Origin of the sequence: Paenalkalicoccus suaedae, assembly GCF_006965545.2 — a bacterium.
GTDB classification, from domain to species: Bacteria; Bacillota; Bacilli; order Bacillales; family Salisediminibacteriaceae; genus Paenalkalicoccus; species Paenalkalicoccus suaedae.
The window spans coordinates 2,804,785-2,820,633 of record NZ_CP041372.2; the positions used below are offsets into that span (position 1 = coordinate 2,804,785).

The following is a 15,849-nucleotide window of genomic DNA, read 5'->3' on the forward strand; positions in this document are numbered from 1 at the left end:
GTACCCGATTTCGGGTACCCTTTATCTGTTCTCTATTATATAGGTCTTTATCCTTGATGTAAACGTTCGGCAATTTCCTTCGTCTCCGCATACTCTTTATCGCGCTGTTGCTCCACTTTTAAAATGTTATCAAGCTTACTGCCATACTCCTCATATCCCATTCCATGAGATAGTTGCATTGCCTTTTCCATTTCACTCGTGTGTTTCGCCTCGATATTATGGATAATGAATCAATTCCCTTCTCGTTATAATGTACAGAAGCTATCATACCATGCAGGTACCGAGCTACCTATTACCGCCTACTGGCAAATAATCTGACAATAGCTGCTGATGGTAGTTCTCTACCCCTCACGTCTTTTATAGAAACAATTTTGGCGTAATTTCTCCATATAACGAGCAGATCACAACCTTCAGCTTAGATTTGGAAGGAAAAGGTTTTATGCAAATGTAAATTAGTGGTTTTTAGTTTCACCTTTTTAATATGTAGTTATTATTTTTAGCTTTATTTGCGCGTCCTGCTGACACTTCGTTTGTTCTTCCTTCTCTCCTTTGCGCTTCCTTAGACCTTGTTTGCTCGTTCTCAAGCCTTGCTTGTTCTCCCTTCTATTTACCTTTGAATGTCCACGCACCACCTCATATATTCTTCCGGCTTTCATTTACTCCTGCTTCTCTTTTAACCTTCCGCCACACAAAATCGCTGAACAAAAAAACAACCTCGCTAGGATAAAGATCCTAACGAGGTTGCTGCATACTATTTTTTATTGCTCTGCAGGTACTACTGCGTTGTTGTATTCTTCAAGGATGAAGTCACGTACTTCGTCAGATAGTAATACATCTACAAGAGTTTGAACGCGTGGATCATCTTCGTCACCGCTGTTTACAGCAATTACGTTTACGTATGGGTTCTCAGAATCTCCAGCTTCAATTGCGATAGAATCTTCTAATGGGTTTAACCCTGCATCAAGTGCATAGTTAGAGTTAATTAAAATCGCGTCACCTTCGTTATTTTCGAAAGCCGTTGGTAGAAGAGCTGCTTCTACGTTATCTTGGAAGTTAAAATTGTTTGGATTTTCTTCAATATCATCTAAAGTTGCGTTAATGCCAACGCCCTCTGCTAAAGTGATAAGTCCTTCTTCTTCAAGAAGTCGTAGAATACGACCGTGGTCAGCTACCGAGCTTGACATAATGATGTCCGCTCCTTCAGGAAGCTCTTCTAGTGTTGCGTAATCTTGAGAGTAGATACCGATTGGCTCGATGTGAATTCCACCAGCGTTAACGAAATCATAGCCAAATTCTTCGATTTGAGACTCAAGATAAGGAATGTGCTGGAAGTAGTTTGCATCCAGTTCGCCTTCGTTTAATGCTTGGTTAGGAAGAATGTAGTCGTTGAAAGATTGAATCTCAAGCTCTACACCTTGCTCTGCTAATAGAGGCGCAGCAAATTCTAAGATTTCTGCGTGAGGTACGTTAGACGCACCTACCACAAGTGTTCCTAAATCTTCTGATGCTTCACCGTTTGCATTGTTCTCTGCCGGCTCGTTTGTATTGTCTTCAGCTGGCTCATTCGCTGCATTGTTTTCTGCAGTGTCGTTCACGTTATTTGCTGGTGCGTTCTCTACGTTTGTATCGTTTGCGTCGTTCCCTCCGCAAGCCGCTAAGAATGCTACTGATAATGATGCTACTCCTGCTACCTGTAGTGCTTTTTTCATGGATAAATCCCCCTTAAAAAGTGTTGTAAGCTTATCGCTTATCAATTTTATTCGTTAAATAATCGCCAATAAACTGAAGAATAAAGACGATTATTAGGACGATAATCGTTGCAACAATCGTAATCTCTGGATTGTTTCGTTGGAAACCATCGCGGAATGCGAGGTCACCTAGTCCACCCGCTCCAATAACCCCTGCCATTGCGGTATAACTGACAAGCGCAATCGCTGTTACAGTAATACCAGATACTAAGGCTGGCATGGATTCAGGTAGTAAAACCTTCATAATAATTTGTCCATTAGAAGCTCCCATTGATTTAGAGGCTTCAATAACTCCCTTATCTATTTCACGGAGCGCAATCTCTACCATTCGTGCGTAGAATGGTGCTGCTCCTATAATAAGCGCTGGTAGTGCGGCGGAGGGACCTAAGAATGTCCCTAAAATAGTTCGTGTAAATGGAATTAATAAGACAATTAAAATGATAAACGGAATCGATCTAAAAATATTTACATAAGCACCGATCACAAAGTTTATTACTTTATTTTGCCAAAGTTGTCCTCGACTCGTTAAGAAGAGAAGCAGCCCTAACATAATCCCTAATACAAATGTAACTACGAGTGCAATAAGAGACATATACAGTGTCTCAAGCGTTGCATCCCACATGTTCTCCCAGTTTACATCACCTAAAAATACAGATCCTAGTAAAAAGTTAGCCATGGTGGATCACCTCCACGTCTACTTTTTGCTCTTGGATAAACGCAATAGCTCCATCAACCTGGCTCTTGTCACCTGACATACTGATGAATAGAGAACCGTAAGGACCGTTTTGCGTTTGCGAGATCTTTCCTTGCAAAATACTAATGGAGACATCAAATTTACGAACAACGTCCGTAATGAGTGGTCGCTGTGCTTCTCCGCCTACAAATGTAAGCTGTAGCACGTGCCCAATCCCATCCTCTTTAAAGAGGTGGTTGATTGCTTCTTCTGTCTCTTCAGGCTCAGTAACCTGCTTGACGAATTCCTTTGTCATTGCCTGCTGTGGTTTGCGGAAGACATCCAATACAGGACCTCTTTCTACAATTTTACCTTGCTCCATTACGGCAACCTGGTGACAAATCTTCCGGATAACGTGCATCTCGTGTGTGATGAGCACGATCGTTAATCCGAGCTTTTTATTAATATCCGTTAGTAGCTCTAAAATAGAGTCTGTTGTCTTCGGATCAAGTGCCGATGTCGCTTCGTCACATAATAGCACCTGAGGATTGTTGGCTAGTGCTCGCGCAATACCGACGCGCTGCTTTTGCCCTCCAGATAGCTGAGATGGATAGGATCCCCCTCTACCTTCTAGTCCTACAAGCTTAATGAGCTCATCGACTCTCTTCTTCTGATCAACCTTTGAGACCCCTTTAATCTCTAGAGGAAACGCAATGTTCTCTTCGACAGTTCGTGACCATAAGAGATTAAAATGCTGGAAGATCATCCCGATCTCCTGTCTTGCTTGTCTGAGCTGTCTTTTAGAAAGCTTATTCATTTCTTTCCCAGCAACCGATACAGTACCGGATGTTGGTGCCTCAAGCATATTTAGCAGTCGAATAAGGGTACTTTTACCTGCACCACTGTAGCCAATGATGCCGTAGATTTCGCCTTTATCGATCGTTAAATCAATATTATCGACAGCTGTCACATTTCCGTCACGAGTACGGAATGTCTTTGCTATTTTTGATAAAGTAATCAACGTCGTCCATCCTTCCACAATAACTGTAATCAATATTCGTTTAACGCATAGACGCGTCAACCGAATAAAAAAATCCTCGTAAGGATACGAAAAAACCCTTCTGTCATATAGATGAACAGAAGGGTTTACTTAAAAGTAAAAAGCCTTCCTCTCATCTTTCAAAGCACACGCTTTGTTGGAATTGGCACCTTCCAAGCGAATGCTTGATGGTTGCCGGGTTTCATAGGGCCAGTCCCTCCACCTCTCTGGATAAGAAGATATCTTTATTCGTTTATTAGTCTGATATGGATATTATCATTCCCTATTCGTTCTGTCAACAAAAAACATCGTTCGTTTTCAGAAATGTGTCTACGCTTTTCCTACGAGGTTTCTCCCCTAAGAAGTGGGCTTATTATGACGGAAGACAAGGAAGAAATACGTCGTGCCTAAAATATACAGTCCTGCGGTGATACTAAACACGATTGCATAGCCGTTGTAAGCGCCATAGACCAGGACAATCGTGGTCGAAACTGGACCCATGACCGCCCAGCCGAGCTGGAATACCGCTTGACCAACAGAATTCGCGAGGCCCTTGATCGAATCATCGACGCTCCGCATCATCAGAGACATCTGAATCGGATTCCCGGCGTTCATCAGCGCTTGTCTGAATAGGAAGCCAAACACTGCAAGCCAGAGCTGCTCCGTAAAGGCAGTAATAAGCAAGAACGGAATTGACATGAGCTGCAGAAGCACAACGGCCCGCACCTCACCAAGCCGCTTCACTACCGCCGGTCCGATCATCATCGCAATCGCCGTCATCAGCTGTCCAGACGAGAGAATCAGTCCGACAGACGTATACGACGCATCAAATCGATCGACAAAATATAAGTTCAAATACGGAATCACGAGCCCTGATCCAAAGCCAATAATAATCTGCGCCACCGCAAACAGCATAATAATTTTAAGCCCTTTCCGATTCGTTTGAAAAAGTTGGCGGAAGGATTTCTTCTGAACATTCGCTGTTCGAATCTTGCGCTCTTCGCGGATTTTTGTAATTGGAATAATCGCAGCTATATAAAACGTTGCTCCAATTAATAATGTCAATCGGATACTCCAAAGCTCCGATACTTGGAAGAGAAAAATGAAGAAATCACTTAACGAGCCTCCAAGTAAATTTCCGATAACATTTGCAATCATAATGACGGCAAAGTTAAAGCTGAACAAATGAACGCGCTGCTTTTCCGTTGAGTTTTCAGCAAGTAAGGGAATGGCTGTGACTTGAATAAAGGCCATGAAGAGTCCCGTCATGAACGCTCCGCTTAGGAGAAGGGACTCAGCCCCCACCATCGCGCGCACGAAGAGACTGACTCCTGCAAAAATGGTGCCTATTAAAATGATTTTTTTACGGCCCGTTCGGTCACTAAGGATACCAATAGGTAATAAAGTGATCGCAGTTGCGGTTGCCTGCATGGCGATGACGGACCCGTTTGTTTGATCATTAAAGCCGAGCTCTCGTATGTAGTAGTTGTAGATGATCATAAAGATGCCCATCCCGATGTTTACGAGGATGGAGCTTAGTAAGAATAAACGGACGTTTTTGTTGTACTGTTTAAATTGGTCGCGCCAATCACCAGCTAGTGATCCCATTGTTGCCTCCTGTGCTATGTTTATCGAATTAGTTCGTCTCTCTAAATAATAAGGTAGTTTTGGGATTTTGTATAGCTTGGATGTGAAGTGTCAACTAGTTAAATACAAATACCTTCTCAGCTCTTCGAGCTGAAATTGCTGGAGTGCTAACTAGTTTAAATCTTCTCTCCGAGTTGTCAGCCCTCCGGACACTCTACGACATCCATAGGGCCGGTCTTTGAGCTTCCTCGTCGGCAGGACTCGACTGTCGTCTCCTCCTAAGCGCCTCCTGTGGGATCTCAAAAACCTCTTTCCCCTATGGATTGTCTCCGAATGTCCTCCGGGTCTGCCAGCTCTGCGTTTGATTTAAAAAAGGCATAGATAAAGAGCCTTTCTCTTTGTTGAAAAGCTTTTCTTTTTAAGTATATGGTTGTAGATAAGTGACTTTTTAGCAATGAAGATTTTTATGTACCGTATAAAAAATAAATGTACCGTATTCGGAATGAATGTACCGTATTCGGAATGAATGTACGTTGAGGCTTATTTTCTTTAGGAAATGTACGCTGTGCGAGATTTATGTACCGTATAAAATATTTATGTACCATATACAAGAGAAATGTACCGTGAGCAAGAATTGCTCTAACACAACGTTTGTGCAATTTAAGAACTTTTCACTTTGATACTATGGTTTAGATCTTGCATTCTATTCTGCTAAGATCGGCTTTTGTATTTAAATTTACTCTTATCATCTAGAAGCTCTAGAGGAGGCAGACTCGGAGAATACCCGGAGACAATTAGCAGGAATAGGCTGGAGATAAGACCACGCAGAAGGGCGTTCAGGAAGAGACGACAGTCGACTCCTGCCCGACGAGTAGGCTTAGATTCAGACCCTGCTAATGTCGAAGGGTGTTCGTAGAGCTGACTCCTCTACCCTTGTGAAGCTAAGAAAACTTAACGAAACTAGGTGGCATTTAGACAATTTGAACTTTGAGCGTGGGAGGACCGGAGGTAATCCCACCTTCAAAACAAAAAGCGCCCACTAGGGGCGCCATGCGTTACTTAGTCTTCATCGATTAATTGCTCATATGCTTCTGCATCCATCAGCTTGTCAAGCTCGCCGCTGTCAGATGGCTCTACTACGATCATCCATGCTTTTTCGTATGGAGATTCGTTTACTAGCTCAGGAGAATCTTCAAGCTCCTCGTTGATCTCAACTACTTTACCGGAAACCGGTGCATATAGTTCTGAAACAGTTTTAACAGATTCGACGCTTCCGAAAGGCTCGTCGGCTTTTACTTCGTCGCCTACTTCTGGTAGCTCGACAAAGACGATGTCACCTAGCTCGTCCTGTGCAAAATCTGTGATACCGATTCGTACAGACTCGCCCTCTTGTTTGACCCACTCGTGCTCTTCTGAATACTTGAAATCCTTTGGTACGCTCATGTGTACATCCTCCTTCAGCTTTGTGCTATGTAGATTGATTCACTCTTCCACTATAATATAGCGATAATGGAAGAACAACCTTCTATCCTACTACTTCCACATTTCCTCATAGATATCCTCTTTAAACCCGATCGTGACGTTCTTGCCGTCCGTCGCAAGCGGGCGCTTAATTAACATTCCGTCCGATGCTAGGATCTCTAAAAGCTCGTCTTCGTCGGCAGATTGCACCTTATCCTTAAGCCCAAGCTCGCGATATTTCTTTCCACTCGTGTTGAAAAACTTTTTGATCGGCTGGTCACTTTTAGATACAAGCTCGCGAAGCGTCTCTTTTGAAGGCGTATCTTCTACGATATGAACCGATTCGTAGGAGACATCGTTGTCCTTCAACCACTTCTCTGCCTTTTTACATGTGCTACACGCTGGGTATTGATAAAACGTTACTGTCATTATTCATCGACTCCTTTTTAGCCTATTTCATTTCCAGTGTACCTTAAAAAGTGCCCTTTCATCATCTATTTTGCATAGAGCCCTTGCAAATCGTAACCTTTCCTATTAATATAAACCGTAATGATTACGAATTAAAAAGGATGATGAAGAATGACTCATACATGGACGATTATTGGTGGCGGAATACAAGGGATCACAACTGCCGTCCACTTACTCGAGCACAACATTGTTTCAGTCCAAAACCTACGGATTATTGATCCACACGGTGAGCCGCTGGCGCAGTGGCGCTTCCGCACGAATCGAATTGAGATGCCCTACCTGCGCTCATCCTTTGTGCATCACTTATCCTCCAAGCCCTTCACGTTAGAAAATCATGCCGAAGGTGACTCACCATTTTTGGGTCGCTATAAGCGACCAGAGCGAGCATTCTTCCATGAGTATTGTGAGCAGGAAGTGAAGCGTCACAAGCTGGATTCTTGTTTTATTAAGGATTCCGTTACTGGATTAAAAAAGAATGCTACATGGGAAATAGAGCTCGCATCTGGAGAAACCATGTACTCCGATAAAGTAGTGTTAGCGTTGGGTGCTGGACAAAAGCTTTCGATTCCTGCATGTTTGAAGCCTTATAATGGGCAGCACGTGCACCACATTTTCGACACAGAATTAGACCTTGAGAGTATGGAGGGAAAGATTGCGATTATCGGGGGCGGGATTACGTCTGCGCACACGGCGGCGCTTTTGAGTAATCGATATCCTGGGCAGGTGACTTTGAGTAAGCGTCATGCGTTTAGGGTGCATGCGTTTGACTCAAATCCTGGCTGGCTCGGCCCGAAGAAGATGAGTAGTTTTAAGCGAGTCGAGAGCTATCAGGAGCGCCGGTCATGTATTCACGAGGCTCGAAATCGCGGGTCGATTACGCGTGATCTTTTGTTTAAGCTACGGAAGCTTGAGCGGGAGCAAAAGCTTGAAATTATAACAGAGGAATGGACGGATGTTACGCGTAAGGACGGGCGCTATGTGCTTTTTAATGAGCAGACTAGTTTAGAGGTTGACCACATTGTGTGCTGTACAGGATTTGAACCGGTATTGCCTGGTAAAGAGTGGCTTCAGGCTACGATTGACGCCTACTCTCTCCCTTGCGCGCAGTGTGGCTTTCCGATTTTAACGTCCTCTCTCATGTGGGCGGAGGATTTGTATGCCGTTGGCGCTCTAGCAGAGCTTGAGATTGGACCTGTCGCGCGAAATATTTCGGGAGCGCAGCGTGCTGCTTCGCGTATTGTCGAGAGTCAGCTGGCTTAGTTTGCTGAAGTGCCACTTATTTAAGAGCAGCTCTTCGAGCTTTATGATGATTAAGTGCCGACTATTTTAGTTCAGCTCTATCGAGCTTGGATTGCTTTAGAGCCAACTAGTTCAAGAACAGTTTAATGAGTTACATGGAGTAAGAGGAGTCAGCTCTACGAACGCCCTTCGACATTAGCGAGAAGTCTGCGAACTTTGCAGACGAACGAAAGCATCAAGGAAGCTAGCCTTGTAGTTAGAAATCAGTGAGTGCTTTTCTCGCTGGTTTCAGGCTAGCGGTTGATGCTAACCATATAAAAAGAGGAGTCAGCTCTACGAACGCCCTTCGACATTAGTAGGGTCAGTGCCTGAGCCTACTAATTGTCTCCGGACATTCTCCGAGTGTGCCTCCTTTTGAGCTTCTTTAAAGAGAAAGGTTCTTTGATGCATTAATATTTTCTTTTGTTAATATTACTAGGCGAAAGAACCTTGCCTAGCTCTTAAAGATGCAACAGGTCTATTGAAATGCTGCAACGTTCATTTATTTCGCTTACGGTTCATTCTTTCTCCATGCGGTTCATAAATTTCCTATACGGTTCATTCTTTTCTCATACGGTACATAAATCTCTCGTGTGGTACATTCTTTTCTTATATGGTTCATAAAATCCAATTGCTCAACTGCCGTCCTATAAAAACCTACATCTATTTGGTGGACTTCCCTTTATCACCTGCTCGCAGAGCTGGCAGACCCGGAGGACATTCGGAGACAATCCATAGGGGAAAGAGGTCTTTGAGATCCCACAGGAGGCGCTTAGGGTAAGGCGGCAGCCGCACCCTGCCGACGAGGAAGCTCAAAGACCGGCCCTATGGATGTTGTAGAGTGTCCGTAGGGCTGACAGCTCGGAGAGCTGTGTGAGAATTCCAAAATAAAAAAGGCGCAGATCCAATTAAGGACCTGCGCACACAAGAGAGAAGAATGCTCCTTCTTAAAGAAAGAGTTGATTATACATACTCGCAAATTGCGCGTATGATGATAAATTTTGGGACAGGGGAGTGCCCCAAAATGGGATAACTACTTACTTAAACAACATACTTTTCTTGTGCAATAACTACTTGCGCTAGCTCACGCTTTTTCGCCACAAGGTTAATTGGAGTGTGACGCGTTAGCTTCTTAAGAATGGATAGCATCGTACGAAGGCTATCACCATCTTCTAATGCTACTAATGATTCTTTTGCAATTGCTTCGATATGATTGAATGCTTCTTGCGCATAGATTTGCGTCATAAGAAGCTTTGTTGCTGCTTTTTCTTCGCCAGAGGCATTCATCGCCTTTTCTGTACGAAGGATTGTGGATTCTAGGTTAAAGATTTCGTTGACGATATCGGCAACGTTTGCAAGCATTTCTTGCTCACGCTGAAGCTTTTCGCCGTACTTTTGTGCTGCTGTTCCTGCGATCATGAGGAAGATTTTCTTCGCGTTCTCAAGCAGATACTTTTCCTGCTCAAGTGGCTCATCGCCGACTTCTTGTGGCATCATCATCATGAGCTCTTCTTGAAGACCTGCTGCCTGCTCTAATAGCGGTAGCTCACCCTTCATTGCTTTTCTCATAATTGTTGCTGGCACGAGCATACGGTTGATCTCGTTTGTACCTTCGAAGATTCGATTGATGCGAGAGTTACGATACATCATCTCCACTTCATACTCCGCCATAAATCCATATCCACCGTGAATTTGAACCGCTTCATCGACAACGAAATCTAGCACTTCTGAACCGAAGAATTTGTTGAGGGAGCACTCAATTGCATATTCCGCAATTGCCTTACCAACCGCAACGCCATCCTTTTGCTCATCGGCTGTCAGACCTTCAAACGCCTCGTCAATCAAGCCACCTGTACGGTAGATCGTGCTTTCCATTGCGTACGTGCGAGCTGCCATTTCCGCAAGCTTCTTTTGGATTAGCGTAAACTTAGAGATCGGGATTTTAAACTGCTTGCGCTCGTTTGCGTATTTAGCCGATAGCTCAATCGCACGCTTCGCGCCACCGATACAGCCAACTCCAAGCTTATAGCGACCAACGTTTAAAATGTTAAATGCGATTACGTGCCCTTTGCCAACTTCTCCAAGCAGATTATCGACAGGTACTTCTACGTCTTGCAAAATAAGCGTACGCGTCGATGAGCCTTTAATCCCCATCTTCTTTTCTTCTGGACCTGTGGAAACACCGCCAAACTCTTTTTCCACAATAAACGCTGAGAACTGCTCCCCGTCTACTTTTGCATAGACAACAAATACGTCTGCAAAGCCGGCGTTCGTAATCCACTGCTTTTCTCCGTTTAGCACGTAGTGTGTACCCGCTTCGTTTAATACAGCCGTTGCCTTAGCACCAAGTGCATCTGATCCAGAGCTAGGCTCTGTTAACGCGTATGCGGCAATTTTTTCACCAGTAGCAAGCTCTGGTAGATACTTATGCTTTTGCTCTTCTGTTCCGAAGAACACGATTGGAAGTGTTCCGATACCAACGTGTGCTCCTTGTGTTAACGAGAAGGAACCTGCGCGGGCAAATTTTTCTGTAATAAGAGAGGAGCTAATTTTATCTAGGCCAATTCCGCCGTACTCTTCTGGAATGTCTGCGCCTAGTAGTCCGAGCTCTCCAGCTTCTTTCATAAGACGTACAGAGCGATCAAATTCGTGGTGCTCAATGTACTCAATCTCAGGGACAACTTTGTTTACAACGAAGTCCTCTGTCGTTTTTGCGATCATGATATGCTCGTCAGAGAAGTCCTCTGGTGTAAAAATGCGATCTGGTGAGATCGACTCGAGTAAAAATCCGCCACCTTTAACTTTGCTTTCAGTCGTTGACATATAAATCTCCTCCTAAAATAGTGGTTTATAGTAGTTCGAATACGCCAGCGGCACCCATGCCTCCGCCAATACACATCGTAACAACACCGTACTTTTCATTGCGGCGCTTCATTTCATGAATCAGGCTAAGCGTAAGCTTTGTGCCCGTGCAACCTAGTGGATGCCCTAAAGCAATAGCGCCACCGTTTACGTTTACCTTTTCAGGGTCAAGCTCAAGGTGTCGAATAACTTGAATCGACTGAGAGGCGAAGGCTTCGTTTAGCTCGAATAAGCCAATATCAGATAGCTCTAGCCCAGCTTCTTTGACTGCCTTTGGGATCGCTTCAACAGGACCAATTCCCATGATTTCTGGTGGTACACCAGCTACAGCAAAGGAGAGTACTTTAACAAGTGGCGTTAAGCCTTCCTTCTCTGCCACTTCACGGTCCATAACGAGTACGGACGCTGCTCCATCGCTCATCTGGGACGCGTTACCTGCTGTAACCGATCCTCCAAATGGCTTGAAAGCTGGACGTAGCTTTGCTAGAGCTTCTACCGTTGTTTCTTCCCGAACGCCTTCGTCGCGCTCTAGTAGTACCTCTGTCTCAACGAGTTTATTGTCGCCGTTTACGTGTCTAAGAATAACTGGGACAGGGACAACTTCTTCGTCGAATTTCCCTTCTGATAGGGCACGTGCAGCTTTACGATGACTTTCCACCGCGAACGCATCTTGATCCTCTCGGCTAATGCCGAAACGGCTTGCTACTTCCTCTGCTGTGTAGCCCATGCCCATATAGTATTCAGGTGCATTTTCTACAAGCGTTGGGTTAGGTGCAATCACGTGACCACCCATAGGGATCAAGCTCATTGATTCTGCTCCACCCGCAATGATTGCCTCTGCCTTACCAAGCTGAATGCGCTCAGCTGCATAGGCAATACTTTGTAGCCCGGACGAGCAGTAGCGATTGATCGTGATCGCTGGTACTTCGTCTGGTAGTCCTGCTAGCGCAGAAATATTTCGTGCCATATTCATACCCTGCTCTGCTTCTGGCATCGCACACCCGATGATGACATCTTCGATACGCGCAGGGTCAAAGTTATTTGCTCTCTTTAACGTTTCTTTGATCGTTAGTGCGGCTAAATCGTCTGGTCGCACGTTCGCTAATGTTCCTTTTTTCGCTTTTCCGACAGGTGTCCGTGCACCTGCTACAATCACTGCTTCCTTCACACACGATCCCTCCCCTTAGTTACGTAATGGCTTGCCTTTTGTGAGCATATGTTGCATACGCATTTGAGTTTTTGGCTCTCCTACTAAACTTAAGAATGCTTCGCGTTCAATATCTAATAAGTACTGCTCATCAACAAATGATCCGCGAGGTACACGACCACCAGCGATGGTAAATGCTAATTTCTCAGCGATTTTGAGGTCATGGTCAGAAATGAGTCCGCCAAACTTCATCGTCTTCGCACCTAATAGCATTGCCGCGTAGCCCGGCTCTCCAACGACTTGAATCTTTTCACGTGCTGGTGCACGGTAGCCAGAATCAGCAAGATGGATAACCCTTTGCTTGGCGTCATGTAAGAGATGATCTCCGTTAATACTGATGCCGTCTTCTGGACGAATAAACCCTAAATCTTCTGCTTCCTGCGCACTCGTGCTCACTTTCGCCATCGCAATCGTTTCAAACACGTTGTTTGCTACAGCCTGTAAGTCTAGGCTCGCTCCTTTTGGCAGGTTATTTAGGTGGCGCAAGTAAAGCTCCTTGTTTCCTCCACCGCCAGGGATAAGTCCAACTCCCACTTCTACAAGCCCCATATACGTCTCCATTGACGCTTGAATGCTTGCGGCTGGTAGGGAAATCTCGGTACCTCCACCGAGCGTCATTGCAAACGGTGCTGCTACAACTGGCTTCTCCGAGTTGCGAATTTTCGCCATGGACTGCTGGAACTGACGGACAACTAAATCAATCTCAGGGAAGTTCATATCCTGCGCTTCCATCAAAATCATCATCAAGTTGGCGCCAACACAGAAGTTTTTCCCTTGGTTATTTATAACAAGCCCTTTGTAATTCTTCTCGACTTCATCAATAGACTTATTGATCATCTGCATGACATCAAGTCCGATCGAGTTATTCGGAGAAGTGAATTCTAGAACTGCAACCCCGTCTCCCAAATCGACTAGCGAGGCGCCCGTGTTTTTCATGATTACGTTGCCTGAATCTTTTAGGCTCTTAATGTTAATCACTTTTTCGTTAATTTCAGCTTTCGTGTAAGACCCGTTGTCGTAGTACGTAGTGCGATCTTCGTAGAAGCTCGTTTTTCCACTTGCAAGCATCTCTTCTACCCACGATGGAATCGTCTCGCCTTCTTCCTTCATACGTGCTACCGACTTCTCAACGCCAATGGCATCCCACGTCTCAAATGGTCCGAGCTCCCAGCCGAAGCCCCACTTCTTCGCCTGATCAATGTCATAGATCGAGTCCGCTACTTCAAACGCTTTTTCCGCTGAGTAGAGTAGCGTTGGCTTTAAGATGTTCCAAACGAGCTCTCCAGCGCGATCGTTCGCGTAAACTAGCGTTTGAATTTTCGCCGCTTTGCCCTTAGCCTGCTTCGATTGTTGGATAGAAGGCGCTTTCATTTTTTTACGCGTTTCATATTCAAAGGTCTCGTAGTTTAATTCTTTAATTTCGCTACCTTCTTTTGTCTTTTCTTTATAGAAAAATCCTTTGCCGGATTTCGCACCAAGCATGCCGTTCTCCGCCATTTTTTTCATGAATGCAGGAGGATCAAATGTCTCTTGCTCCTGTCCTTCTACTTGGTCGTATACGTTTTTCGCAACATGTAAGAACGTGTCCAGACCAACGACGTCAAGCGTACGGAATGTAGCTGACTTCGGACGACCTAATGCCGGTCCAGTTACAGAATCAACCTCTCCAACAGAATACCCTCCGCGCATCATTTCCTGCACCGTTACAAGCAGTCCGTATGTGCCGATACGGTTCGCGATAAAGTTAGGCGTGTCTTTTGCTTCTACAACGCCCTTCCCAAGAACGTCTTCACCAAATTGCTTCATGAAGGATAGTACTTCAGGGTCCGTTTCCTTTGTCGGAATCACTTCAAGTAGCTTTAGGTAACGAGGTGGATTGAAGAAGTGCGTGCCAAGGAAGTGCTTTTTAAAGTCCTCCGAGCGTCCTTCTGTCATTGCCTCTATCGAAATACCAGATGTGTTGGAGCTGATGATCGTGCCTGGCTTTCTAAATTCCTCTACTTTCGTGAAAACTTGCTTTTTAATTTCTAAGTTTTCAACAACAACCTCAATGATCCAGTCAACGTCTTTTAACTTCTCAAAGTCGTCTTCGAAATTTCCTGGAGTAATGAGTGCTGCATTCTCTTTGCGAGCGAGTGGAGCGGGCTTTTGTTTTTGAAGCTGCTTAATTGCATTTGTTGCAAGTACGTTTCGCTCTGTTTTTCTTGCGGTAGCAACAGATGAATCTCCTTGCGCCTCTTCCTTTGGAACAATATCAAGAAGCATGGTTGGTATACCAATATTAGCTAAGTGAGCTGCAATGCCTGAACCCATGACGCCTGAGCCTAAGACCGCCGCCTTTTTAATGTGTCTCATGAAGGCCTCCTCTTTCTGATACGTATTTTTTGAATGAACACTCATTCATTTTTACACGAAAAAAATAAATCCGTTACCGTTACTATATATAATTTCTGCCAATTCTGCAACCATAATTGTGGAACTTTTTCGTATATTTTTTCTGTGAAATGGTGATCTTACGAAATGAACGTATTTTGAAGGAGGCATTTACATGCAAAATAATACGCAACCACCTGATGTCATTACGGTGAAGGATCACCTCTATTTAGAGGACATGCTCTCATGGAATTTGCTTGCGATGAAAAAGGCAAATGCCTTATCTGAGCAGTGCACGGACCCAAGTTTAAAGGAGACGCTAACTGCCGCCGGTCGCATGCACGAGCGCCACTACCAAAAGCTTCTTACACATTTGCAACCTGGAGGTCACGTACAATGACACAAAAAATCACGAATCCAGCAACTCCCGTCCCTCAGACTCCTGCGCTAAATGATCGTGACTTACTAACTGATATGCTTACAGTAGAAAAATATATTACGGATGCGTATTCAACGGCGATGAACGAGTCCAGTCATTCGCGATTGTTTGAAGATGTGTTTAGCATCTTTGAAGAGTCTCAGCGATGTCAGCGTGATATTTTTAACACGATGTTTGCTTATGGCTGGTATTCTCTTGAAGCTGTCGATGCGCAGAAGTTGCAGCAAACGTATCAGCAGTTTAGTGGATATATGGAGCAGTCTCCTTATCAGAACTAGGTGGTAGGGGAAAATTAAGGTCAAGGACGAGATTAAGGTCAAAGGCGGGCACCTTCGGAGCCCCTCCGCGGCGTTTGCTACTACCTGTGGATGCTTACTCAACTATTTCTGACGGCCAAACCAATGGCCGTCAGAAAGGATTTTCGCTGCGCGAAAGAGCTACCACGGGTAGTTACGCAAACGCCGCTTCGGGTCTCCTTCGGTTACGGTAAATATATAATCTTTGACCTTCTTTTTTGTGGAGGATACGAGGCGAGAGATCATTGCCTCGATGTTATTTTGTAAAATAGTTGTTGCATCACGTTAAGAGCCTTCGTTTGTTGAATGGCACTTCCTTTACGGGTTACTTCTATCAAGTTCCGCATTACTTCTTTTTTCCACCTTACTTTAACCAAGTTCCGCGCTGTTTTCCGGGTCATTCCGCGTTCGTTCTAGC

Annotated in this window: 13 protein-coding genes and 1 riboswitch; of the genes, 3 read left to right on the forward strand and 10 right to left on the reverse strand. The window is 44.6% G+C overall.

The annotated features are described in order from the left end of the window. Positions 1 to 47: 47 nt before the first annotated feature. The 7 genes from FLK61_RS20090 to FLK61_RS15105 all read right to left on the reverse strand — a co-directional run bounded on the left by FLK61_RS20090 (position 48) and on the right by FLK61_RS15105 (position 6,937). Positions 48 to 179 (reverse strand): YuzK family famiily protein, encoded by a 132-nt coding sequence (locus FLK61_RS20090; RefSeq protein WP_430708766.1) that lies wholly within the window; start codon positions 177 to 179, stop codon positions 48 to 50. 579 nt (positions 180 to 758) lie between these two features. After that, positions 759 to 1,709, reverse strand: a complete 951-nt coding sequence (locus FLK61_RS15080) for a MetQ/NlpA family ABC transporter substrate-binding protein (protein ID WP_176010197.1) — start codon at positions 1,707 to 1,709, stop codon at positions 759 to 761. 31 nt (positions 1,710 to 1,740) lie between these two features. Beyond that, complete coding sequence (locus FLK61_RS15085; RefSeq protein ID WP_176010198.1) at positions 1,741 to 2,424, reverse strand: methionine ABC transporter permease; 684 nt, start codon at positions 2,422 to 2,424, stop codon at positions 1,741 to 1,743. Beyond that, complete coding sequence (locus FLK61_RS15090) at positions 2,417 to 3,442, reverse strand: methionine ABC transporter ATP-binding protein (RefSeq protein ID WP_176010199.1); 1,026 nt, start codon at positions 3,440 to 3,442, stop codon at positions 2,417 to 2,419. The genes FLK61_RS15085 and FLK61_RS15090 overlap by 8 nt, the downstream gene beginning before the upstream one ends. 148 nt (positions 3,443 to 3,590) lie before the next feature. Continuing rightward, a riboswitch (SAM riboswitch) is annotated at positions 3,591 to 3,698 on the reverse strand. Positions 3,699 to 3,817: 119 nt separating this feature from the next. Further along, on the reverse strand, positions 3,818 to 5,068 hold the full coding sequence (locus FLK61_RS15095; RefSeq protein WP_176010200.1) for an MFS transporter: 1,251 nt from the start codon (positions 5,066 to 5,068) through the stop codon (positions 3,818 to 3,820). A 1,038-nt stretch (positions 5,069 to 6,106) separates the two neighbouring features. Then, positions 6,107 to 6,490 (reverse strand): glycine cleavage system protein GcvH, encoded by a 384-nt coding sequence (gene gcvH / locus FLK61_RS15100; protein WP_176010201.1) that lies wholly within the window; start codon positions 6,488 to 6,490, stop codon positions 6,107 to 6,109. A 90-nt stretch (positions 6,491 to 6,580) separates the two neighbouring features. After that, complete coding sequence (locus tag FLK61_RS15105; RefSeq protein WP_176010202.1) at positions 6,581 to 6,937, reverse strand: arsenate reductase family protein; 357 nt, start codon at positions 6,935 to 6,937, stop codon at positions 6,581 to 6,583. A gap of 150 nt (positions 6,938 to 7,087) precedes the next feature. On the opposite strand from FLK61_RS15105, the gene FLK61_RS15110 reads away from it, so the two are divergent. Continuing rightward, positions 7,088 to 8,236, forward strand: coding sequence for an FAD/NAD(P)-binding protein (locus FLK61_RS15110; RefSeq protein ID WP_176010203.1), 1,149 nt, complete (start codon positions 7,088 to 7,090; stop codon positions 8,234 to 8,236). A 1,059-nt stretch (positions 8,237 to 9,295) separates the two neighbouring features. On the opposite strand, the gene FLK61_RS15115 is transcribed toward FLK61_RS15110, so the two are convergent. The 3 genes from FLK61_RS15115 to FLK61_RS15125 are packed head-to-tail and all read right to left on the reverse strand — an operon-like array spanning position 9,296 to position 14,678. Continuing rightward, entirely contained in the window at positions 9,296 to 11,077 is a 1,782-nt protein-coding gene (locus FLK61_RS15115; RefSeq protein WP_176010204.1) for an acyl-CoA dehydrogenase family protein, read from the reverse strand. A 25-nt stretch (positions 11,078 to 11,102) separates the two neighbouring features. Next, positions 11,103 to 12,284 (reverse strand): acetyl-CoA C-acetyltransferase, encoded by a 1,182-nt coding sequence (locus FLK61_RS15120; protein ID WP_176010205.1) that lies wholly within the window; start codon positions 12,282 to 12,284, stop codon positions 11,103 to 11,105. Positions 12,285 to 12,299: 15 nt separating this feature from the next. After that, a complete protein-coding gene (locus FLK61_RS15125; RefSeq protein ID WP_176010206.1) occupies positions 12,300 to 14,678 on the reverse strand; it encodes a 3-hydroxyacyl-CoA dehydrogenase/enoyl-CoA hydratase family protein in 2,379 nt (792 codons plus the stop codon). A 193-nt stretch (positions 14,679 to 14,871) separates the two neighbouring features. Here FLK61_RS15125 and FLK61_RS15130 point away from each other — a divergent pair, with 193 nt between their 5' ends. Together FLK61_RS15130 and FLK61_RS15135 are read left to right on the forward strand one after the other, a co-directional pair. Further along, entirely contained in the window at positions 14,872 to 15,096 is a 225-nt protein-coding gene (locus tag FLK61_RS15130; protein ID WP_176010207.1) for a hypothetical protein, read from the forward strand. After that, the gene (locus tag FLK61_RS15135; protein WP_176010208.1) at positions 15,093 to 15,413 is read left to right on the forward strand and encodes a spore coat protein; all 321 of its coding nucleotides are present in this window, start codon (positions 15,093 to 15,095) and stop codon (positions 15,411 to 15,413) included. The genes FLK61_RS15130 and FLK61_RS15135 overlap by 4 nt, the downstream gene beginning before the upstream one ends. The last annotated feature ends 436 nt before the right edge of the window (positions 15,414 to 15,849 follow it).